17 protein-coding genes are annotated in these 21,733 nt (G+C 68.1%); all 17 read right to left on the bottom strand.

Features of this window, described 5'->3' with window-relative positions; genetic code table 11:
• On the bottom strand, positions 1–1,142 hold a 1,142-nt coding region (locus tag FG323_RS15635), incomplete at its 3' end, for a secretin N-terminal domain-containing protein (RefSeq protein ID WP_305000958.1).
• Positions 1,143–1,151: 9 nt separating this feature from the next.
• On the bottom strand, positions 1,152–1,943 hold the full coding sequence (locus tag FG323_RS15630; RefSeq protein ID WP_141455628.1) for a general secretion pathway protein GspN: 792 nt from the start codon (positions 1,941–1,943) through the stop codon (positions 1,152–1,154).
• Positions 1,933–2,586, bottom strand: coding sequence for a type II secretion system protein GspM (gene gspM / locus FG323_RS15625; RefSeq protein WP_141455627.1), 654 nt, complete (start codon positions 2,584–2,586; stop codon positions 1,933–1,935). The genes FG323_RS15630 and gspM overlap by 11 nt, the downstream gene beginning before the upstream one ends.
• A complete protein-coding gene (locus FG323_RS15620) occupies positions 2,567–3,706 on the bottom strand; it encodes a PilN domain-containing protein (RefSeq protein ID WP_141455626.1) in 1,140 nt (379 codons plus the stop codon). Before FG323_RS15620 ends, gspM begins: the two co-directional genes overlap by 20 nt.
• Positions 3,703–4,554 carry a type II secretion system protein GspK gene (locus FG323_RS15615; RefSeq protein ID WP_181444258.1) on the bottom strand — a complete coding sequence of 284 codons (852 nt, stop codon included), beginning with the start codon at positions 4,552–4,554 and terminating at the stop codon, positions 3,703–3,705. Before FG323_RS15615 ends, FG323_RS15620 begins: the two co-directional genes overlap by 4 nt.
• Positions 4,551–5,195: a prepilin-type N-terminal cleavage/methylation domain-containing protein gene (locus FG323_RS15610; protein ID WP_249888694.1), complete on the bottom strand. Its 645-nt coding sequence runs from the start codon at positions 5,193–5,195 to the stop codon at positions 4,551–4,553. Before FG323_RS15610 ends, FG323_RS15615 begins: the two co-directional genes overlap by 4 nt.
• Entirely contained in the window at positions 5,192–5,614 is a 423-nt protein-coding gene (locus FG323_RS15605) for a prepilin-type N-terminal cleavage/methylation domain-containing protein (protein ID WP_141455623.1), read from the bottom strand. The genes FG323_RS15610 and FG323_RS15605 overlap by 4 nt, the downstream gene beginning before the upstream one ends.
• Positions 5,611–6,096 carry a GspH/FimT family pseudopilin gene (locus tag FG323_RS15600; RefSeq protein WP_141455622.1) on the bottom strand — a complete coding sequence of 162 codons (486 nt, stop codon included), beginning with the start codon at positions 6,094–6,096 and terminating at the stop codon, positions 5,611–5,613. Before FG323_RS15600 ends, FG323_RS15605 begins: the two co-directional genes overlap by 4 nt.
• A gap of 15 nt (positions 6,097–6,111) precedes the next feature.
• Positions 6,112–6,555, bottom strand: a complete 444-nt coding sequence (gspG, locus tag FG323_RS15595) for a type II secretion system major pseudopilin GspG (RefSeq protein ID WP_141455621.1) — start codon at positions 6,553–6,555, stop codon at positions 6,112–6,114.
• Positions 6,556–6,641: 86 nt separating this feature from the next.
• Positions 6,642–7,859 carry a type II secretion system F family protein gene (locus FG323_RS15590; RefSeq protein ID WP_141455620.1) on the bottom strand — a complete coding sequence of 406 codons (1,218 nt, stop codon included), beginning with the start codon at positions 7,857–7,859 and terminating at the stop codon, positions 6,642–6,644.
• Positions 7,860–7,916: 57 nt separating this feature from the next.
• The gene (locus FG323_RS15585; protein WP_220094185.1) at positions 7,917–9,761 is read right to left on the bottom strand and encodes a family 43 glycosylhydrolase; all 1,845 of its coding nucleotides are present in this window, start codon (positions 9,759–9,761) and stop codon (positions 7,917–7,919) included.
• A 291-nt stretch (positions 9,762–10,052) separates the two neighbouring features.
• A complete protein-coding gene (gspE, locus tag FG323_RS15580; protein WP_141455654.1) occupies positions 10,053–11,720 on the bottom strand; it encodes a type II secretion system ATPase GspE in 1,668 nt (555 codons plus the stop codon).
• Positions 11,721–11,875: 155 nt separating this feature from the next.
• Positions 11,876–12,520 (bottom strand): CerR family C-terminal domain-containing protein, encoded by a 645-nt coding sequence (locus FG323_RS15575; protein ID WP_141455619.1) that lies wholly within the window; start codon positions 12,518–12,520, stop codon positions 11,876–11,878.
• A 29-nt stretch (positions 12,521–12,549) separates the two neighbouring features.
• The gene (locus FG323_RS15570; RefSeq protein ID WP_141455618.1) at positions 12,550–13,806 is read right to left on the bottom strand and encodes a M24 family metallopeptidase; all 1,257 of its coding nucleotides are present in this window, start codon (positions 13,804–13,806) and stop codon (positions 12,550–12,552) included.
• Between the two features lie 239 nt (positions 13,807–14,045).
• Positions 14,046–15,893 (bottom strand): S8 family peptidase, encoded by a 1,848-nt coding sequence (locus tag FG323_RS15565; RefSeq protein WP_255470205.1) that lies wholly within the window; start codon positions 15,891–15,893, stop codon positions 14,046–14,048.
• 55 nt (positions 15,894–15,948) lie between these two features.
• Positions 15,949–17,487 carry a YadA-like family protein gene (locus tag FG323_RS19950; protein ID WP_181444257.1) on the bottom strand — a complete coding sequence of 513 codons (1,539 nt, stop codon included), beginning with the start codon at positions 17,485–17,487 and terminating at the stop codon, positions 15,949–15,951.
• 321 nt (positions 17,488–17,808) lie between these two features.
• The gene (purL, locus tag FG323_RS15555) at positions 17,809–21,720 is read right to left on the bottom strand and encodes a phosphoribosylformylglycinamidine synthase (RefSeq protein ID WP_141455616.1); all 3,912 of its coding nucleotides are present in this window, start codon (positions 21,718–21,720) and stop codon (positions 17,809–17,811) included.
• Between the last annotated feature and the right edge of the window lie 13 nt (positions 21,721–21,733).

The raw sequence follows: 21,733 nt of genomic DNA, 5'->3' as shown, positions 1-21,733 counted from the left end.
CCATCGCTTTGTTGACCCAGTAATCCACTGTCACCCAGTTGCGTCGGATCTGCGCCAGGCATCAGCGACGCGTTTCCACCGTTGCTACCGGAATCCCGCGATCCACCCGAACCGAACACCTCCGCCAGCCGCTGCGCCAGATCCTTGGCCTTGATGTACTTCAGTTCGTATGAATACAGTCGCGCGCCCTCGCCCGCGCTGTCGATGCGTTCCAGCCATTGCTGGATCTGATCCAGGTAGGCCGGCTGCGGGGTGATCACCAGCACGGCATTGGCGCCTTCCAGCGGCATGAAGCGGAACATGCCGGCGCTCGGGGTCTTGCTGGTTTCGCCGAACACCTTCTCCAGGTCCGCGACCACCTTGGTGGCCTGCCCGGTTTCCAGCGGGAACACGCCCACCGACATGCCGGACAACCAGTCGACGTCGAACACCTCGACCGTGCGCAGGTAGTTTTCGAGTTCAGTGCGGGTGCCGGCCAGGGTGATCAGGTTGCGGGTGGTATCAATGTTGACGATGGCGTTGGGGCGCGCATAGGGCTCCAGCACCTTCTTCATCTCGGTGGCGCCGATGAAGCGCAGCGGCACCACCCGCACCTCGTAGCCGCGCGCGTTGGCGGCGCCGCCGGTACGCGGCGCGACCGTGCCGACCATCGCCTGGTCGGCGGGCATGATGTTGTAGCGGCCATCGCTGTAGACCATGCGCGCGTTGTTTTGCGCCAGTACCTGTTCCAGCAGGGTCATCGCCTGTGCCGGCGACACCGGCTTGGGCGTGCCCAGGGGGACCGTACCCTGCACGCCGGGTGCGATCACGTAGTTCTGGCCGAGCATGTCGCCAAGGATGGCCTTGACCACCGCGTGCACGGATTCGCCTTCGAAGTTGAAACTGGCCGAACCCGAGCTGGCACCGCCCAGCGACGGCATCGGCGCCGCCGCCGCGCCGCGGTTGATCATCTGGCCGCTGCCGCGGCGGATCACCGGGCGGGGACCGCTTTCGGGTTCCTCGGTTTCCGGCAATGGCGAGGTCTGGGCGGTTCCCGGGGTGGCCGGGGTTTCTCCGGCGCGCCGGACGTCCGGCGTGGGCGCGGTGGCGCAACCCGCCAGCAGGCCCAGGCAAACGGAGAACAGGAATAGGCGTGACTTCATGCCGGCACTCTACTGATTCGGATTGGGAGGTGGCGCAGGCGGCGGAACCGCCTGGCCCTGTTGCTGGCGCATCTGCGCGCGACGCGCCTCGATGCGTTTGCGGATCGCTTCCATCTGCTGCTCGGTGGTCATCGCCGGCTGTTCGGCCGGCTCCTGCGTCGGCTGGACCGGCACCACCTGGCCCGTGGTCGGCGCATTGCCCGGAGCGGGTTTTTGCGGCGCGTTGCCACCGGTCTGCGGCGGCACGGGAACCGGCGCGGCGATCGGCGGCGGTGTCCCCGATACGCTGGGCGGTTGGCCGCCGGTGCCGTCGAACACCCGCAGTTCCAGGGTGCGCCGCCCTTCCGGGCCTTCGAACACCGCGGTACGCGGCTGTAGATCCACCAGCGTCCATTGCGGCGCGGCACTGGCCGCTTCGCCTTGCTTGATCCGCACGCCTTCGCCACCCTGGCTGGGCTGCAGGATCGCCATCCGGAAGCCGGGCGTGATCAGCACGCTGGTCAGAACGTAGTCGAAGCTCGGCGCCTGCGCTTCGGCGTCGTTGGTCAGGTAGAACGGCTGCGGCCGCCGGCCTTCGTAGAACGGTGGACGCGCGACCAGTTCCGAGTACTGCGCCAACGGTCCCAGGCGCTCCGGCGCCGCCCTGGGCAAGGTGGGCAGGCGCGGGGCGCTGCCCGGATCGTCGGCCAGTGGCGTGATGCGTCCGCCCAGGCCGGCCAGGGCCAGGATCGCCACCAGCACGGCCCAGCCGGCGACCGTGCCCGCCAACAAGGTGCGCGGACCGAGCGTATCAAGGCGCATCGCCGCCCTCCGGCATCGTCATCGCCGCGGGCGCGGCGGGGGCGGCCGGCGCGACCACGCCGGGCTTCAGGTAGCCATACAGATCGAAGGTGACGTCCAGCCCGCCCGTGCCGCCTTCCGGCGCCATGTAGGCATAGTTGCTGGAGAGGATGTTGAGATTGTCCACGAACAGGCGCGGGCTGCCGGATTCGAGGGCATGCAGCACCGCGGCCAGTTCCGGGGTGCCGCAGCGCAGGCGTACCTGCACCGCCACCCGCGCGAACCGCTCGCCGGTGGCCTGCGGCAATGGCGACTGGTTGGCGATGCCACAGCTGCGATTGCCGGGGCTGGCTTCCTTGACCACGGCTTCCAGGCGCTGGACCAGTCCGGCGGTGGCCAGCTCGGTGCTGGCTTCGCCGAGGAAACCGGGACGCTGCGCCTGCAGGGCCAGCGCCGCCGCCAATTGCTTCTCCACCGCGGGCGCCTGCTGCAATTGCGTGCGCACGCGCAGTTCGCGCTCGCGCAGCGCCTGGATGCGCTCGTTCACTTCCAGCATCGGCTGGGTCCACCAGGGATGCACCAGCACCAGGTAGCCGAGCAGCAACACGGCGGCCAGCAGGCCCAACGCAAGCCAGCGCTCGCGATCAGTCAGCGCGCTTGCCATTCTGATCTCCGGTGCCGGGGGTGGAAGGGGCCGTGGTGCCGACCAGTTGCGCGGTGAGGGTGAAGCGATCGCGGCGGCGGGTCTGGTCCGGCTGCAGGGCGCCGCTCAATGCGGGCGAGCGCCACAGCGGGGACCCCTGCAGCTTGGCGACCAGCGAGGAAGCTTCCTGGCTCAGGCCGATCACGACCAGCCGATCACCTTCGATGGACATCTTTTCCAGATGGGTGCCGTCCGGCAACCGGCGACTGAGTTCATCCAGTACCTCGACCGCGGTCGGGCGCTGCGCGCGCGCGCGCTCCAGTGCGTTCATGCCTTCGACCAGATCCACCAGTTGCTGTCGCTGCGCGGCGACCCGGCGCGCCTGTTCGGTGCGGGTGCGCAACGCGGTTTCGAATTCGTCGGCCGCGTCGCGCCGGTTGTCCAGTATCGTCCAGGCGGCGAACACCACCGCCACCAACGCAAGCGAAGCCAGGACCAGATGCCAGCCGCGCATCGGCGCCTGCCGTATCCGGCGTTCGGCGGGCGCCAGCAGGTTCACGCCCAGCGGCTGTCCCTGCGGGGCCGCGACGTCCACCCCGGCCAGTTCACTGGCCAGACCTCCCAGTGGCGCCAGCGCGGCGTCGAAGCGCGCCCTCGGGATGACGACCAGATCGACCTCGAGCTGGCCGTCCTCGCGCCGCTGGCGCAGGCTGGCGTCGTAGCAGACATCGTCTGCGCCGAAAGGCGTCTGCCGATCGATCTCGAATCGGACCACATCGCGCAGCCTGTCCGCCGCCGCCGCGGGCAACACCAGCGGGCGTCGCAACACCGCGTCGGCCGGCAGCAGCAGCCAGCGCGGCAGTCCCGCCATGCGCTTGCCGAGCAGGCCATCGAGATCGCCGGCTTCCAGCGGCAACGGCAGGCGGGCCAGCTCGCGCACGCCTTCCGTGCTCTGCCACGCCAGTACCCCCTGATCCTCCTGCTGGCTCAGCAGCAGGCGATCCTGGGTCAGCCCCAGCAGCGAGCGCCAGCGGTGCGGCAGCCAACTGGCCAGCGCCCTGCCCCACCATCCGAGCAGCCCGCCCGCTCCCGGCAACAGGCGCGCGCGCAGGCTGTCCATGCTGTCGCGGATCGTGCTCATGGCGGTGCAGTTCCCTCTTCCCAGCGCAAAACGGTGTACGCCATCCCCGGCACGGGACCGCCGCCGGCCCGTATCACCGCGCGCAACGTCGCTTCCCGTCCATCGCGAAGCGTCGCGTGGCTCTCGATACTATACGTGCCGCTTCCGCCGCCGACGAGTTGGGCCCCGGCCTGATCGGGAGGCAAAGCACGCTGGGCGAGGATCCGTTCGGCATCCAGGCCCATCGCGACCAGCACCGGTCCGGGCGCGTAATTGGCATCCGGCAAGGTGCGCCCGGAATACAAGGTCAGGTAGGGCGCCAGCCGCTCGTAGTATTCGGACGTCATGCCCAGGACCTGCTGCAGTTCGGCCACGCTCTCGAACGGCGCGTCCTTGGCGCCGTACTCCAGGCCGGCCGCGGCGTAATCGGGATCCTCGGCGCCGCCACTCGGCTGTCCGAGCGAATCGGCATCGCGCCAGTCGAGGATCGCGGCGGCCAGTCGCGGCGCGGTTTCCTCAGGCACGCCGCGCACCCGCAGCAATTGTTCCAGCAGGCGAACATCGGCCTGGTTCAGATCGACCTTGCCACTTTCATCGATCGCGTTGATCCGCAGGCGGCTGCCGGAAAACGTCCAGTCGTAGCCGCGTCCATCCGGCATCCAGCGGGTCTGCGGCTGCTGATCGGCAATCCGCACCAGCGCATAGTCGATGCCGGCGCGGGCCCGTTCGCGGGCGACGGTACCATCCCGTGCGACCTGGCCCTGCAGCGATTCCATCCGCGCGGTCACCGCGAACGCGCCGATCAGCGCCGCCAGCAAGGCGGTCAGCCACAACACCAGCAACAGGGCCGCGCCGCGTTCGCGCATCACAGGCCTCCCGGCGGCTGCGCGCCGCCCCCTGCGCCGCCCTCGCTGTGCACCAGGGTGACGACCAGCTCAGGCCAGCGCGCGCCGGCCTCGGTTTCCACCTCCACCGCGACCTGCAGGGGCAGGATTTCGGCGGTGCGCCAGGCTTCCTGCCACGGGCCGGGCTGCCCCTTCTCGTCCAGGCCGCGATAGCGGAAACGCGCGTTGCGCAGGCCGTCGGCCATCAGCTCGGGGGCGATGGGGTCCGGTGTCTCCACCGTCTGGCCGGCCTGCACGACCGCGAACCGCGCCATCAGGCGCCCCTGGTCGTCGAACACCAGGTCGTACAGATGCGGTCCGCCCCGACCCAGATAATTGGGCAGATCCGCGACGAAGCGGATGCGCCTCGACTCGCCCAGGAAACGCGATTGCCGGAACGTGGCCGGATCGGTGGCGAACACTACGGGCAGCGCGGTGCCGATGCGCTGGCGGAGGAAACCTTCCACCGCGCGCGCGCGTTCGTTCTGCTGCGCGCGAATCTCGCCGCGCTCGACCATCGTGGTCGAGGCGCGCACCGTGGCGAAGGCCAGTGCGAGTCCGGCCGCCAGCAGCACCAGCGCCAGCAGCATCTCCAGCAGGGTGAATCCATGCGCGCGGCGGCTCACGGCACGCTCCGGCTGCGGTTGGGATCCGGCGGTACCAGCCGCAGCGTGTCCCATACGATCCGTTGCCGCGGCTCGTCGCCCCAGCGGGTGGTCAGGCGCAGACGCAGCAGTTCCGGCGCCGAAGGATCCCGGATTGGCGTCAGCGCCTTGATCGGATCGTCATAAGGCGCGATCTCCAGTTCCCAGCGATAGCGGCCGTTCTCGAACTCGCCCTCGCGGTGGCCCGGCTGCAGGAACTCGCCCACGCCGATCTGCGCCAGCAGCGACTGGGTATGCAGCGAGGCGCGGGTCGCGTCATCGGCCGCGCGGATCTGGCGGGTGGCGCCGGACAGGGAGCCCAGCAGCAGCGTCAGCGCGAGCGCCATCAACGCGAACGCCACGATCACCTCCAGCAGCGTGAACCCGTGCGGACGCCTCATGTGCCACCGCCTCCGCGCACCACCTGGACCTCGCCGGTCAGCCACGCCACGTCGACGCGCCACACGGCCTGGCCGCTGCTCAGCCGGATCTGGCCGCCGCTGGAACCACCGTCATGGAAGAACATGATCGCGCCCACGCCCGGCTTGGGCTGGACCTGGCGCGCGCCGACGAAAGCGATGCGCAGAGAAGCCGGTACCGTGCCGCGATGCTGGTTGGGCGCCTGCCAGCGGCGGTTCTCCGGATCGATGACGAAGCGCTGCGGCTTGCCGGTCGCCATCGCCTGGGCGCGCGTATAGCGCAACTGCGCGGCGATCTCGCGCACTTCCGAACGCAGGCGCATGCCGTCCAGCCCACCGGTCAGCACCATCGCCGCCAGCGTGCCGGCGATGGCGATCAGCATCACCACCAGCAGCATTTCCAGCAGCGACACGCCGCTGGCGTCGCGCGGCGTGCGGAAGCAAGTGCGAAGACCGCCGCGCATCGCGCCGAGCCTGGTTTACTGGAACCGGATGTCGGCGTCGTAGCTTTCGCCGCCGGGTTTGCCATCCTTGCCGTAGCTCATCAGATCGAAGGGCTGGGATTCGCCCGGCGCGCGATATTCGATCACATGGCCCCACGGGTCCTTCAGTTCAGCCGGCTTGGCATAGGGCCCCAGCCAGCCTGCGGTATTGGCCGGCGCTGTCACCAGATCGTCCAGCCGGGACGGCAGGCTGCCGGTGTCGAGCTGATAGTTCTCGACCTTGCCGGCCAGGGTCTGGATCTGGGTCTTGGCGAGGTTTGCCTTGCCGCGATCGGCACCCCCCAGCAGGCGGCTGCCGACCAGCGCCATGATCCCGCCGATCAGGATCAGCACGATGATGATTTCCAGCAGGCTGAAGCCGGACTGCGAGGCCGGCGAACGGAAACGGGGGCCGGAACGGGTTCGGAAGGGCTGGCGCATCGGTGTATTCCTGTCGTACGCGTTGATGGAGTGAAGGGAAAAAGTCTGGTGGATGGTGCCTGAACCGGTTGTTCGGCCAACCGGGCTCAGCCGATGGCGTTGGTCAGACCATACAACGGCAACAGCACCGCCAATATGACCAGGCCCACGACCAGCGCCAGCACCAGGGTGATGACTGGGACCAGCAGCGCCAGCAGTCGTTCCATCGCCTGCCCGGTTTCCTGCTCGAAGGTATCGGCGGTCTTGAGCAGCATGCTGTCCAGCGCGCCGGATTCCTCGCCGACCTGGATCATCTGCAGGGCCAGGCGCGGGAAGCGTTTGCCCTTGCCCAGCGAGGCAGCCAGCCCATGGCCGTTCTTGACCTGGTCGGCGGCGGCGTCCACGTCCGCCCACAGCGCCCGGTTGAACAGCACGTTGCGGGAGATGCCCAGCGCGGCCAGCAGCGGCACGCCGTTGCGCAGCAGGGTGCCGAGGGTGCGCGCCAGGCGGGCGGTCTCCAGCCGGGCCACCAGCGGGCCGACCAGTCTCCGTTCGAGGATCCAGCGATCGAAGCGATCACGGAACGCCGGATCCCGGCGCTTGCGGTCGAACCAGAGCAGCAGCACGGCGGGCACCGCAATCAGCACGAACCAGCCCTGTTGCACGAACGCACCCGTCGCCATCACCCCGCGGGTGAACCAGGACAGTTCGACGTCCAGGCTCTCGTACATCTGCGAGAACTGCGGCACCACGTAGCCCAGCAGGAACAGCAGCGCGAACCCGACCACCACCACCAGAATGGCGGGATAGATCAGCGCGTTGATCACGCGGCCGCGCAGGTTGCGGCTGCGCTCCAGGTAATCGGCCAGCCGGGCCAGGGTGTCCTGCAGGCTGCCTCCGGCCTCGCCGGCGCGGACCATGTTGATGTAGAGCCGGCTGAACACGCCATGCTGGCGTTCCAGCGCCACCGACAGCGGCGCGCCGCCGCGCACCGCGTCGCGCACGTCGGCGATGATGTCTCGCGCGCGTCCTTCTTCCGGCATGTCCAGCAGGATCGACAACGCCCTATCCAGCGGCTGCCCGGCACCCAGCAGGGTCGCCAGCTGTTGGGTGAACTGGACCAGGCGATCCCCGGCCAGCGGCTGCTGGCGCAGCAAACCGCGCAACGACGTCCCGCCGCGCACTTCGGAAGCCAGCCGCGCCTCGACCGGCAGGTGCCCCTGTTCCTGCAGGCGCGTCGCCACTTCGGCGTCGCTGCTGGCCTCCATCTGGCCTTCCAGCAATTCGCCGCGCGGGTTCAGGGCCTTGTAGCGGTACAGGGGCATCGGCAGGGGCTTCCTTGGCGTCCGAGCCCCTAAGCATACGCGCGCAGGATTTCCGCGCTACGGGATCGGAACCGCTTCGCTCAGGGAAGAGACCCCGTTCTCATCGAACGCCTCGACCGCGACGTGGTACGGGACACCGGCGTTCAGCGCCCGGATCTCCAGCCGCGTCGGCTGGTCCGCGAACACCTGGTAGGTGGAATGCAGGCGATCCGCGGCGATGCCCCAGCGCACGTTGTAGCCCACCGCACCGGCCACCGGGCGCCATTGCACGGTCATCTGGCGTGGATCGGCATCGCGCCTGGCCTGTACCTGTTGCGGGGTCGCGGGGGATTTTCCGTCTGCATGGCCGAACACCCGCAAATCGCTGATCGCCAGGTGCGCGGCGCCGACATGCCCATGCACGTAACGCACGTGCCGTGCGCGTACCGGCGCGGCCAGGGGAAGGTAGGCATTGGGGCGATCCCGGCGTGGCCCGTCGGTGGCGGCCAGTGGCTGCCAATGGCGGCCGTCGAGCGAGTACTCCAGGCGAAATTCGGTATAGATGTCATCAGAATCGCCATAGAGTCCGGACTGGTAGTCGGCGAAATTGACCTGCACCGCACGCACGCTGCGTACGCCGCCCAGATCCACGCTCAGTGTCTGCCCTGCCGCGTTGTCCGCGGCGACCCAGAACGTGCGCGGATTCTCGTCGGTAACGTTGGCTGCGGCGAAATCCCCGTGCATCGACGATGCAGTGGCGCGCTTGCGGTAGGACAACAGCATCCAGCCGGTGAACAGGCTTTCGGGATCGGCATTGGCGGCGTCGGGCACGTAGTGCGGGAAGTCGCCGAAACGCGTGGAGACGGACATTTGCCCGTCCGCGCCGAACGCCGCCGGGAACATCGCGATGCGCCGCTCGAAGTTCCAGTTGTAGCCCAGCCAGGGCGTACCGGTATTCCACCAGTTGCCATGCGCGTCCTGGAAAGTGGAGCCGTGGCCGGCGCCATGCACGAACCCGCCGGGCTTGTAGCCCACCGGGTTGTAGGGCGCGTACTCGAACGGCCCCAGTGGACCGTCGCCGACGTAGACGCCGGTCGCGTAGGCGTTGTATTCGGTGCCGGGCGCGCCGTATTGCAGGTAGTAGCGGCCGCCGACCTTGTTCATCCACGCGCCCTCGATGTAGCTGGGGCTGTTCTCCTCGCGATGGTCCTGGCCGAAACGCTCCCAGCCATGCCGCTTCGGATCCAGCAGGATCAGCGCGCGTGGCTTGCCGATGTAGCGCATGCCGCGATCCATGTCGAGCTCGATGCCGTAGAGCGGGAACGTATCGGAAGATCCCCAATACAGGTACCAGCGGCCATCGTCGTCCTTGAAGAAACTCGGATCCCACGGTCCGGGCGGAACCTCGGTGGGTTGCGGATCGCCGACATGCCAGGGTTGCATGAACTGATCCATGCCGGGGCGCACCGCGTTGGGCAGCTCCGGCGTCCGGCGGGTGAAGAAATCGAAAACGCCATGTTCCGGATCACGACTGACCAGCACCGCGCCGGGATCGAACATCGAGCGCATCAGCAGCAGGCGGTCGCCATCGGAAATCGCCGCCGGCGCGACCATGCTGTCGAAGGGCCAGCGACTCGGCTCGATGAAGCGCCAGTCCACCAGATCGGTCGAGCGCCAGTAACCATCAGCCAGGGTCTGGAACAGGTAGTAGGCATCGCCATGCCGGACCACCACCGGATCGGCGCCGGTACGATAGGAAATTCCCTGGTTCAGCTGTTCGAAGTTGTAGCGGTAATCGATATCGATCGGATTGGCATAGGTCCGCCTCCCCTCCACCGCCGGGGACGCCCCGGTCGCCTGGGCCGCCGCGGCCAGTGAAAACAGCAGGGCGCCGGCCAGCCGGCGGGAAGCGGTGCGTGCCACGACTCCTCCAGGAACGAACGCTGAAAACGTTTTCACGCCCGGAGTATTCCCTGCCCGCCCATCCGGGGAAAGCCGCAGTGCAGCGAAGAGGCCCGCGTCCGCATGGAAGCCCGGGCAAGGCCCGCGGCGGGCCTCAGGCAGGAAGAATGCGCCGACAGGGTCAGGATCCGGCCCGACAGAGGACGCGGCCCGCGGGACGAAAACCCGCTGCGCGGCGTTGCGCCCGGAGATTTCAGATTCGGCGCTGGACCGTGCGCCCCGACCGGGACGCGGCGCCGCCCGTGGCGGCGCTCAGGCTTCCTCGGTGACCCGCAGGACTTCCTCGATCGTGGTCTGCCCGGCCAGCGCCTTGGCGATGCCGTCCTCGTACATGGTCTGCATGCCGCCGGCCCGCGCGATCTCCTCGATCTCGCCCATGCCGGCATGGCGCATCACCGCGCGCCGCAGTTCGTCGTTCATCACCAGGAATTCGACGATCGTGGTCCGGCCCAGGTAGCCGGTCGGCGCGGCGGCCGACGGACGCGGCCGATACAGGACGATGTCGCCTTCCGGCTGGAAGCGGCGCAGGCCGAACTTCTCGATTTCCTCCGGCGAGGCGCGGTACGGCTCGGCGTGGGTGGGTTCCAGCCGGCGCACCAGACGCTGGGCGAGGATGCCGTTGATGGTGGAGGTGAGCAGATAGTCCTCCACCCCCATGTCGAGCATGCGGGTGATGCCGCCGGCGGCGTTGTTGGTGTGCAGCGTGGACAGCACCAGGTGGCCGGTCAGCGCGGACTGGATCGCGATGCGCGCGGTTTCCAGATCGCGCATTTCACCGATCATGATGATGTCCGGATCCTGGCGGACGATGCTGCGCAGCGCATGCGAGAAATCCAGGCCGATTTGCGGCTTTGCCTGGATCTGGTTGATGCCTTCGATCTGGTATTCGACCGGATCCTCGACGGTGATGATCTTGACGTCGCTGGTGTTGAGCTTGCTCAGCGCGGTGTACAGCGTGGTGGTCTTGCCCGAGCCCGTCGGCCCGGTCACCAACAGGATGCCGTGCGGCTGCTCCAGCACCTTCTGGAACTGCGGCAGGAACGCGTCGGTGAAACCCAGCCGCTTGAAGTCAAACACCACGGTCTCGCGATCCAGCAATCGCATGACCACGCTCTCGCCGTGCGCGGTGGGCACGGTGCTGACGCGCAGATCCAGTTCCTTGCCCTGCACGCGCAGCATGATGCGGCCGTCCTGCGGCAACCGGCGTTCGGCGATGTTGAGCTTGGCCATGATCTTGATACGGCTGATCACGGCGGCGGTAAGGTTGGCGGGCGGGCTCTCGGCTTCCTCCAGCACGCCGTCCACGCGATAGCGGACCTTCAACCGGTTCTCGAACGGCTCGATGTGCACGTCCGAAGCGCGCAATTCCACCGCGCGCTGGATGATCAGGTTGACCAGCCGGATCACCGGCGCCTCGGAGGCCAGATCGCGCAGGTGTTCGACGTCGTCCAGATCGCCGGCGGTCTCGCCGTCGGCATTCTCCACGATGGCGCCCATCGCGCTGCGTCCCTGGCCGAAGTAGCGTTCGATCAGATCGTCGATTTCCGAACGCAGCGCCACCTGCCGGCGCACCGCCTTGCCGGTCGCCAGTTGCACCGCCTCGACCGGGTAGCCGTCCTGCGGATCGGCCACCAGCAGATCCACGCCGGCCTCGTCCTCGCCCACCGGGCAGACATGGAACTGCTTGAGGAAGCGCACCGACAACGGCGTCGCCTCTGGCGGAAGTTCGGGCAATTCCTTGACGCTGACCAACGGCAGGCCCAGCACATCGGCGGCCGTCTCGGCATGATCGCGCTCGGACACCAACCCCAGTCGCGACAGCAGCGACAGCAGGCTGCCGCCGGTCTCCTCCTGCACCCGCCGCGCCCGCGCCAGATCGGGCTCCTTGAGCTTTCCACGCGACAGCAGCGCTTCGACCATCCGCTCCTCGGCGCCGGCTTCGGTGGTCTGGGATTCAATCAGGGCGTTCACGTCGCACTCCCGTTGCAGGCGTCCACTTTACCAATGTCTACCATCGACCGGAGTCGCCCGCGTGACCGGCCACCGGCGGCGGCGGGCAGCGACAGTCCAGCCGGCTAGGCCTTCGCCGACGCCACCGCCATTGTCCCGACCAGCCCGGCGATCCGGGTCACCACGTCCCGTGACAGGACGGTGTGGCCCAACCGGCGATGCAGGGCTTCACGCGCCACCGCGAAGGCAATGGCCTGGCCGAGAATGGCGTGCGCCCGCAGGATGTTCTCGTCCACTTCCGGTTGTTCGCCACGGAGCACCGCCACCAGGCGGGTGACCGTTTCGTGCAACGGCCGGAACAGAAGGAGGTAGATCCTGTCGAAGCTGCCGGTCGGCTGGAGTTGCTCGCGTACGAGCAGCAGGCTGTGCGCCGCCGATGTGTCGGAATCAAGCAGCGCCGAGACGAAGTCCTGCATCAGCTTGCGCAATGCTTCCTCCGCCGCCGCGGCCGAGGTGACCGATAGACGAGGCAGGCCGAGCCTGCCCGCAATGCTTTCAGCGGTGCGTTCGAGCACCGCTGCGTACACACCTTCCTTCCCGCCGAAGTGATAGGGAATGGCCGACTGGTTCACCCCGGCCTCCTCGGCAAGCTGGCGCGTCCGCACCCCTTCCAGACCTTGGCGGCTGAACAAGACCAGGCCCGCGCGGATGAGTTGCTCCCGCGTCTCCGTCGCGCGTTCGTTGGGGGTTTCCCTGTCCTGCGTCGTCACTGTCTCGCTCCCTTGCCGCCTTGGCACGGCTATGCGTGCGCGTGCATCAATCGCGTCGAATTCTCGTTGAGTGCCACGCCCTCGTGTTCGCCGACGATGACGGTGCCGCCGATGTTGGCGAGATGACGACCGAACGCACAGTTCGGTTCGAACGCGAAGCACATGCCCGCCTGCAACGGCAATTCCCGGCCCACCGTGGGCAACCGACTGAGCTGCTGGTAGGCAGCCGCCTCGGGCAACGATTCTATGCCAGGCGCAGTACCGAAACCGACGGGACCATAGGGGTTGATGCTGTGGACCAGCGGATGGACATGCCAGCCACCCGATGCAAGCAACGGGGCTTCCATGGCATCCACCAGATCGCCGAACGTGTTGCCAACGCGCAACGCCGCGAGGCCGGCCTCGTAGCTCTCGCGCGCCACTTCGGCGGCGCGCAGGATGTCCGTATGTACGTCGCCGATCGCGACGGCGGCCTGATGCTGGGTTTCCAGCATGCCGTAAAGCGCGAAGATCTCGGACAGCACGACATCGCCTTCCCGCAGGACCCGCGGGCGCTGCGCGCGGTATTGCCACGCCGGCGGCCCCCAGCCGACGTAGTCCGGGCCGGAGCCCAGCAGGATCTCGGCCGTGTAACCGCCCATGGAGAAACAGGTGCTGGTCACTGCGGCCACCAGTTCGGCTTCGGAAACACCGGGCCGAGCGGTTGCCCTGAGCGTTTCGCTCATCGCCTCGCCGATATGCGCCGCGTAACGCACCAGGCCCAGCTCTTCCTCGCTCTTGATCGACGCACGCTGGAAGAACGGGCGATAGACCGGCACGAATTCCGATCGCGGCAGCGCCTCGCTCAGGCCTTGCATGGTCCGGGCCGGCAGCGCACCGTCGAAATAGAACGGCGGATAGGGTTCCAGGCCGATCACGCCAATGCGCGCACCATCCAGTTTCCGGCTGGCCAGCCAGACGCCGACATCGCGACCGGTCTTGCCTACGAACAGTTGCTCGGGCGGCACCCATTGCAGGTCTCCACGCAAAGCCGCCTGGATGTGATCGGCCACCATGAGTGAAGCGAAGGTATGGACCCGGGGCGCCTCGTCGCCGACGAACACCACGATCGAGCCTGGCCTGTCGTTGGTGAAATAGCAGTCGGGCGAGAAGTTGGCGGGTGCGGCGGCTTCCCGATCTCCATAGACGATCAACGCTTCGAGGCGCTCGGCCTGCATGAGTGTTCGTGCGAGGTTCCAGCGCCGGTCCCGCTCTGCGAGCGACAGGGGTTCGGGAATGAGGGACATCGTCTTGCTCCGTTCGTGGGTATCGGGATCCGAAGATTAATTCATTTGAATGAATTAAACAAAGCGCCTGTTGTTCGCTGGATTTGCTCCCATTGCAATCTGCGCCGTGCAGGGACTGCTTTCCCGTCCTCCGGACGGCAAAGCGGCGCCTGCGGGCGCCGCTTTGTCATCGCGATGACGGGACTGGATCACCCCGACCTGTGTGCCGGATGCCCGGACAGCCATCCGCCGGGGGTCGGTTACTGGCGGACCTGCAGGTTGACTCCGCTGAAAGGGGTTTCACCCACCACCAGGACGTAGTAGGTCCCCGCACGGGCTTCGGCGGGCGCGATGCGGATGGTTTCGACCGTGCCGGGACGCCGCGAACCGTACTGGTGCGCGCTAGCGGTCGGCACCCGGCCGAAGCCCGCGTACACCGAAACATCGCCCTGCCCGCCGTAACTCATGATGCTGATCAACCGTCCGGGCGCCGCCTCGAAGCGGTACAGCCGCTGACTGCCGGCACCGCCATTCATGCCGGTCACCGGCACCCGGTTCCGCACCGGGCTAGCCTGTGGTCCGCAATCCACGCACGCAGGCTTCAGCGCCTCATCCAGCGCGGCACGCGCATCCAGCAGACCGATCCCGATGGGCGTTGTCGCCGGTATCCGCGCGGGAAACGGGCGCGCGGTCCTGAGCAGCAGGCTCTCCATTTCCGTGGGTGTAAGCGGAACCCGACCCGCCTGCGCGCGCGCCCCCTGGACCAGGGCCGCCACTGCGGAAACGTGTGGCGTGGCCATGGAGGTTCCGATCTTGCCGAAGTAGCCGTACTCGCCCGCGGCCGGCTCCGTCCTGCTCGAGGAACCGGCCTGGAGCACATACCCATCCCAGCCGGAATTGCCAGTGTCCTCCACCCCGCCACCACCCGGCGCCGCGATATCGACCGCCGCGCCGAAGTTGGAGTAATAGGCCTTGCCACCGGTGATGCGCGAGGCGCCGACGGTGATCACGCCGTGGCAGCTGGCCGGGCTGAAACCCGCCGCGTCGGCGTTGCTGTTGCCCGCCGCCACCACCACCACGCTGCCGTTGGCGGTCGCGATGTCGATGGCATCCTGGGTAACGCGCGGACACGAGCGACTTCCTCCCAGGCTGAGGTTGATGACTTCGGCGGGATGGGGATTGTCGGGTACGCCCGGAACCTGCCCGCCCGAGGCCCAGACGATTGCGTCCGCGATGTCCGAGGTCAGGCCGCCGCAACGACCCAGCACCCGGACCGGAAGCACCTTGGCCCGGTACGCGACGCCCGCGCCGCCCAGCCCGTTGTGGGTGACTTCGGCGATGGTGCCGGCCACGTGGCTGCCATGCCAGGTGCTGTTGCGCACCGGCGAGCCGCCGTAGCACTCGCCCGCCACCGGACTCCAGTCCCCCAGATCCAGCGCGCCCGCCACCCGGGCGTCGGTGGGTCTGCGCGATATCCAGGCATTGCTGATGAAGTCGTAGCCGGGCAACAGGTTCGCGGACAAATCCGGATGATCGGTCAGCACCCCGGTATCGAGCACCGCGACCACCACGCCCTCACCCTGCGCGATGTCCCAGGCCCTCGGCGCGCCGATGCCTCCCACCGGATGATGGAAATGCCACTGGAGGTCGAACAGCAGGTCATTCGGCGGGTCATTCGGTGCGTACAGCGGGTACATGCGTTCGTCCGCCTCCGCGAGCAGCACGCCGGGATCGGATCTGAGTTCAGCCAGCAACCGCGCCATTTCCGCCTGGGAAAGCGCACGCGAGAGCGAGAACGCGTCGCCGCCGCTGGCCAATGGATGCAGCATCCTGACGCCAAGCATGCCGCCATTCCCGCGCTGCCGTGGCGGTGTATCCAACAAGCGTGCGCGCGCCACGGCCGCGCGCACGACCGCAGCCTTGTCGTGGCTGCGCGTGCCGGCGATACGCTGGCGCACGATGATGCGGTCTCCCTCGATGCGCCTTGGCGGCGTCGACTCGACTTCCGCCGTCCGCGCCAGCGGAATCGCCGCCAGGCTCGACTCCGCCACCATCACCCAGACCAGCACCGCGATGGCGGTCATGATCCCCTTCACTTTGCATTTCATGTTCGTGGTTCCTTCTTCAAGAGTCGCCCGACGCGGTGTCGTGTATCCATCACCGTCACCAGCCGAAACCGGCGCCCATGCCGACCGAGCGTTCGTCCCCGCTGAGTGCGCCGCCCAGACTGAGCGTCGCCCGTTCGCCGAAGGCGCGCTGGTAGCCCACGGAGAGCGCACGTTCGCCACCCTGGAAACCCACGCCCACGCCGACCCGGTTGTCGGCGCGAACGCCCGCGGCGCTGACCGCCATGTTGAGCATGGCCGCGCCCATCGCTCCCTGCCGATCGATGCGGCGGTCCTGGGCATGGAAGCGGCGATCCAGGTCCCCCTTGAACCGGCTGAAGTCGTCGTTCCAGGCGGCGAACCGGGTATCCGTATAGGCGTTGGCGCTGGCCAGGGTCTTCGTCGCGGTGGCCTCGGTATGGGCATTCGCATTCGCCTCTGCCCGCGCTCCCGCCGCGTCGGCGTGCGCGTTTGCATCGGCCAGCGTCCGCACCGCGCGCGCATCGGTGTAGGTGTTCGCATTCACCTCCGCACGCGCTCCCGCCGCGTCGGCGTGCGCGTTTGCATCGGCCAGCGTCCGCACCGCGCGCGCATCGGTGTAGGTGTTCGCATTCACCTCCGCACGCGCTCCCGCCGCGTCGGCGTGCGCGTTTGCATCGGCCAGCGTCCGCACCGCGCGCGCATCGGTGTAGGTGTTCGCATTCACCTCCGCACGCGCTCCCGCCGCATCGGCGTGCGCGTTTGCATCGGCCAACGTCCGCGCCGCGCGCGCATCGGCGTAGGTGTTCGCGTTCGCCTCCGCACGCGCTCCCGCCGCATCGGCGTGCGCTCGCGTGTCCGCCAGGCTGGCGTCCATCTGGCCCTTGTTGACGGCGTCGGTTTCCACTACACCCGCTGCCACATGGACAATCTGTCGTTCCTGGCCGATGCGTCCCACCGACACGCTGTTGCCGCGCTCACTGACCGCACCGGCACCCAGCGCCACGCTGTTCTCCGCCAGGCTCCGCGCGCCATTGCCGATGGCGATGCTTCCGTGTCCGGTGGCCTGGCTGGCGCTTCCCATCGCGGCGGCACCATTGCCGGAAGCATGGGCATGGCTGCCGGCCGCCGTCGAACCCTGTCCATCCGCGAGGGCGCTGTAACCCGTGGCTGTGGCATCGTCCGCAAGCGCACTGGCACCGTTGCCTGAGGCGGACGCGCGCTGGCCATAGGCGGAACTGGTTGCGCCCAGTGCGACCGAATAATCGCCCAGCGCCGCCGCGTCGGAACCCAACGCCACCGCATCCTCACCTTCCGCATAGGCCAGGCCGGACCCATTGGACTGGACGTGATGTTGAATCGCGACCGCCATCGGACCGGCACCGAACATGGTTGTTCGGGAGTTGCTCCCCTGCACCGGCGATGACTCCACGGGAGTCCGGCCTTCGGTTCCGGTCGCCAAGGCGTTCCCCGCCATCAACAACGATGCGAACGCGATTGCGAACGTCGAGGCCCAGCGCGCTCCCCATGACGACGAACGGCGCGCCTCTGCCGGGGAAGTCGGGCTGTGATTGCCCGTGGTGTGGTTCCGGCGAATGGCAGGCATGGAATGGCGCATCTCTGAGACTCCTTTTTCTTGGGCAAAAAAAAACCGCGACCACCGGATGCGCCGGTTGCCGTTTGTCATAGGCGTAAATGAACCCCCAGGTGGACGGAAACACGCTTCGGCGAGGTATCCGTTGCAGGCTCGGGTAGCGGATCCTTCAAACCTGTGCCGTCGGATAGTCCGCAGACGGGATGACGCCGTCAACTAACATTGACATTCCGTCGGCATCGCGCAGGCCACCAAGCCATGCGCAGCATCCGGACGGTGCCGTGGCGGATAAAAAAAAAGCGGCGCCGAAGCGCCGCTTTCCCATCAACGCGATGAAGGCGTCGCTCAGCCCACCCAGACCCGCGCATTGCGGAACATCCGCAGCCACGGCGAGTCCTCGTGCCAGTCGGACGGCGCCCAGCTCAGGTTGACACTGCGCGGGGTGCGCTCGGGATGCGGCATCAGGATGGTGGAACGTCCGTCGTCGCTGGTCAGGCCGGTGATGCCGTCGGGCGAGCCGTTCGGATTGAGCGGGTACTGCGTGGCTGCATTGCCATCGCCATCGATGTAGCGCAGCGCGACCCGCGCCGCGGCCTGGTCGACGGCGCTGTCGAACTCGGCGCGTCCCTCGCCGTGCGCGACCGCGACGGGGATGCGCGAACCGGCCATGCCACGCAGCAGGATCGAAGGCGACTCCAGCACTTCCAGCAGCGAGGTGCGGGCTTCGAACTGTTCGCTGCGGTTGCGCAGGAAGCGCGGCCAATGCGTCGCGCCGGGAATGATGTCCTTGAGCTGGCTCAGCATCTGGCAACCGTTGCACACGCCCAGCGAGAAGGTGTCGCCGCGCGCGAAGAATGTGGCGAACGCGTCGCGCAGCACGGCCCGCTCCAGCACCGAGGTGGCCCAGCCGCGCCCCGCGCCGAGCACGTCGCCATAGCTGAAACCACCGCAGGCGGCGAAGCCCTTGAAATCGGCCAGCGACACCCGGCCGGCGATCAGGTCGCTCATGTGCACGTCGTAGGCATCGAATCCGGCGCGATCGAACACCGACGCCATCTCGATCTGCCCGTTGACGCCCTGCTCGCGCAGGATCGCGATCTTCGGACGCGCGCCGGTGGCGATAAACGGCGCGGCGACGTCCTCGGACGGATCGAACGCGAGCTTCGGCTTGAGTCCGGCGGCGGTGAACTGGCGCGCCACGTCGCGCTCCTGATCGGCCGCCTCCGGGTTGTCGCGCAGCTTCTGCATCGCGTGGGTCACCGACCACCAGGCATCGAACAACGCTTCCCAGCGCCATTCACTCAGGGTCTCGCCGTCCTGCTGCACGCGGATCACCGAAGCCGTGCTCGGGCGGGCGATGCGCTGCGCGCATTCGGTAAGCGCATGGCGCTCGACCAGATCGGCGAACGCCGCGCGATCCTCGTCGGCCACCTGCACCACCGCGCCCAGTTCCTCGGCGAACAGGGTGCGGAACGGATCGTCGCCCCAGCCGTCGAGGTTGATGTCCAGTCCCAGGTGCGAGGCGAACGCCATTTCGCACAGGGTCGCGAACGCGCCGCCATCGCTGCGGTCATGATAGGCGAGCAACAGGCCGGCCTCGCGCGCGTCGCGGATCAGCGCGAAGAAATCACGCAGCCGCTGCGGATCGTCCAGATCCGGCACGCCGTCATCGGCTTCGTCGCCAGCGAACGCCGGCAGCCCGTCGCGATGGCCGGCTTCCGGATGGACCTGCGCCAGGATCGAACCACCCAGCCGCTTCTTGCCCGCGCCCAGGCCAATCAGCCACAGATCGCTGGCCTCCTCGCGCTGCAGCAGCGGAGTGAGCTGCCGGCGCACGTCGGTCACCGGCGCGAACGCGCTGATCACCAGCGACACCGGCGACACCGATTTCTGCGGGCCGTCCGCGCCCTGCCACTGCGCCTGCATCGACAGCGAGTCCTTGCCGACCGGAATGCTCAGGTCGATGTCCGGGCACAGTTCCATGCCCACCGCGCGGACCGCGTCGAACAGCAGCGCGTCCTCGCCGTCATGGCCGGCGGCGGCCATCCAGTTGGCGGACAACTTGATCCGGTCCAGTGATTCGATCGGTGCGGCGCACAGGTTGGTGATCGCCTCGCCCACCGCCATGCGGGCGGCGGCGGCGGCGTCCAGCAGTGCCAGCGGCGTGCGTTCGCCAATCGCCATCGCCTCGCCACTGAAGCGGCCGTAGTCCGACAGGGTGATCGCGCAGTCGGCGACCGGCATCTGCCACGGACCGATCATCTGCTCCCGTGCGGTCAGGCCACCGACGCTGCGATCGCCGATGGTGATCAGGAATTGCTTGGCCGCCACGGTGGGATGCGCGAGTACGCGCAGGCCGGCATCGTGCAGGTCGAGCTTCGCCGTTTCCAGCGCCGGCCACGGCGCGGGCGCGGGATGACGGGCTTCGCGATGCATCTTCGGTGCTTTGCCGAACAGTACGTCCATCGGCAGGTCGATCGGCGCGTCGGCGGGAATCGCATCGACGGTCGCACCGTAGGCCACCACCAGGCGTTCCTCGGTCGTCGCCACGCCGACCGCCGCGAACGGGCAGCGCTCGCGCGCGCACAGCGCCGCGAACTCGGCCAGGCGCGCCTGCGGCACGCCGAGCACGTAGCGTTCCTGGGATTCGTTGCACCACAGCTGCATCGGCGACAGCGAGGGATCATCGGTGGGCACCTTGCCCAGATCGATCACGCCGCCGACGCCTGAATCATGCAGCAGTTCCGGAATGGCGTTGGACAGGCCGCCCGCGCCGACGTCATGGAACCACAGGATCGGATTGTCCTCGCCCATCGCCACGCAGCGATCGATGACTTCCTGGCAGCGCCGCTCCATTTCCGGGTTGTCGCGCTGCACGCTGGCGAAATCCAGTTCCTCGGCGCTCTCGCCGGAGGCAACCGAACTGGCCGCGCCGCCGCCGAGGCCAATCAACATGGCCGGACCACCAAGCACGATCACCGCGTCTCCGGCGGACAGCGTCTTCTTCTGCACCTGGCTGCGATCGATCGCGCCCAGGCCGCCGGCCAGCATGATCGGCTTGTCGTAGGCGCGCGCCAGCGCGTTGCCCTGCGCCAGCTCGAAGCTGCGGAAGTAGCCCAGCAGGTTGGGCCGGCCGAATTCGTTGTTGAACGCGGCCCCGCCCAGCGGGCCGTCCAGCATGATTTCCAGCGCGGGCGCCATGCGCGGATTGAGCGCGCGCTCGGCTTCCCATGGCTGCGGCAGCGTGGGGATGCGCAGGTGGGAAACGCTGAAGCCGGTCAGGCCGGCCTTGGGCTTGCCACCGCGGCCGGTCGCGCCTTCGTCGCGGATCTCGCCGCCGGCGCCGGTGCTGGCGCCGGGGAACGGAGCGATCGCGGTGGGATGGTTGTGGGTCTCGACCTTGATGCAGAACGCCGAATCCAGGGTCGCCTCGACCCGGTAGCGGCCTTGCCCGTCCGGGCGGAAGCGGGCGGCCGGATAGCCTTCCACCACGGCCGCGTTGTCGCGGTAGGCCGACAGCGTGTACTGCGGCGTCTGCGCGTGGGTGTGCTTGATCATCCGGAACAGCGACTGCGGGCCGCCGTTGACCAGCATGTCCTTGCCGTCAATGGTCCAGGACGCGTTGAAGATCTTGTGCCGGCAGTGCTCGGAATTGGCCTGCGCGAACATCATCAATTCGACGTCGGACGGATTCCGGCCCAGTTCCCGGTAACGCTCGCGCAGGTAGGCGATCTCGTCGTCGGCCAGGGCCAGGCCCAGGCGGGTGTTGGCGGTTTCCAACTGGTCCAGCGGGATGCGTTCCAGCTCGCCGCGCGCCGGCGTGGTGAACAGCGCCGCCGCCTGCTCGCGGGCGGCCAGCAGGGATTGCGTCATCGGGTCGTGCAGCGCCTTGGCCAGCGCGGGCATGTCGTCGGTCCAGCCTTCCAGATCGATGCGCATGCCGCGTTCGACCCGGTGCAGATCCAGACCGGCGCCGCGCAGCAGTTCGGTGGCCTTGCTGGCCCACGGCGACAGGGTGCCCAGACGCGGCACGACGAAGCGGGAGACCCCGCCCGCGGCCAGTGGCTCTGGCTGTTCATGCGCCTGCAGGATGCGGCACAGGGTCGCTTCGTCGAGGCTTGCCGAGGCATCGGCATCGATGAAATAGACATGCCAGGCACCGCGGATGCGGACGTGGGGGACCAGGGACTGGAGCTTGCTTTCGAGCCGCGCGCGGCGGAATTGCGACAAGGCCGGCTGGCCTTCGAGGACGATCATGTCCGGAACCGTG

It is taken from the genome of Pseudoxanthomonas sp. z9, from assembly GCF_006542425.1.
Lineage (GTDB): Bacteria > Pseudomonadota > Gammaproteobacteria > Xanthomonadales > Xanthomonadaceae > Pseudoxanthomonas_A.
The sequence above is the reverse complement of the archived record's forward strand: the minus strand, read 5'-3'. Positions and strand labels throughout refer to the sequence as shown.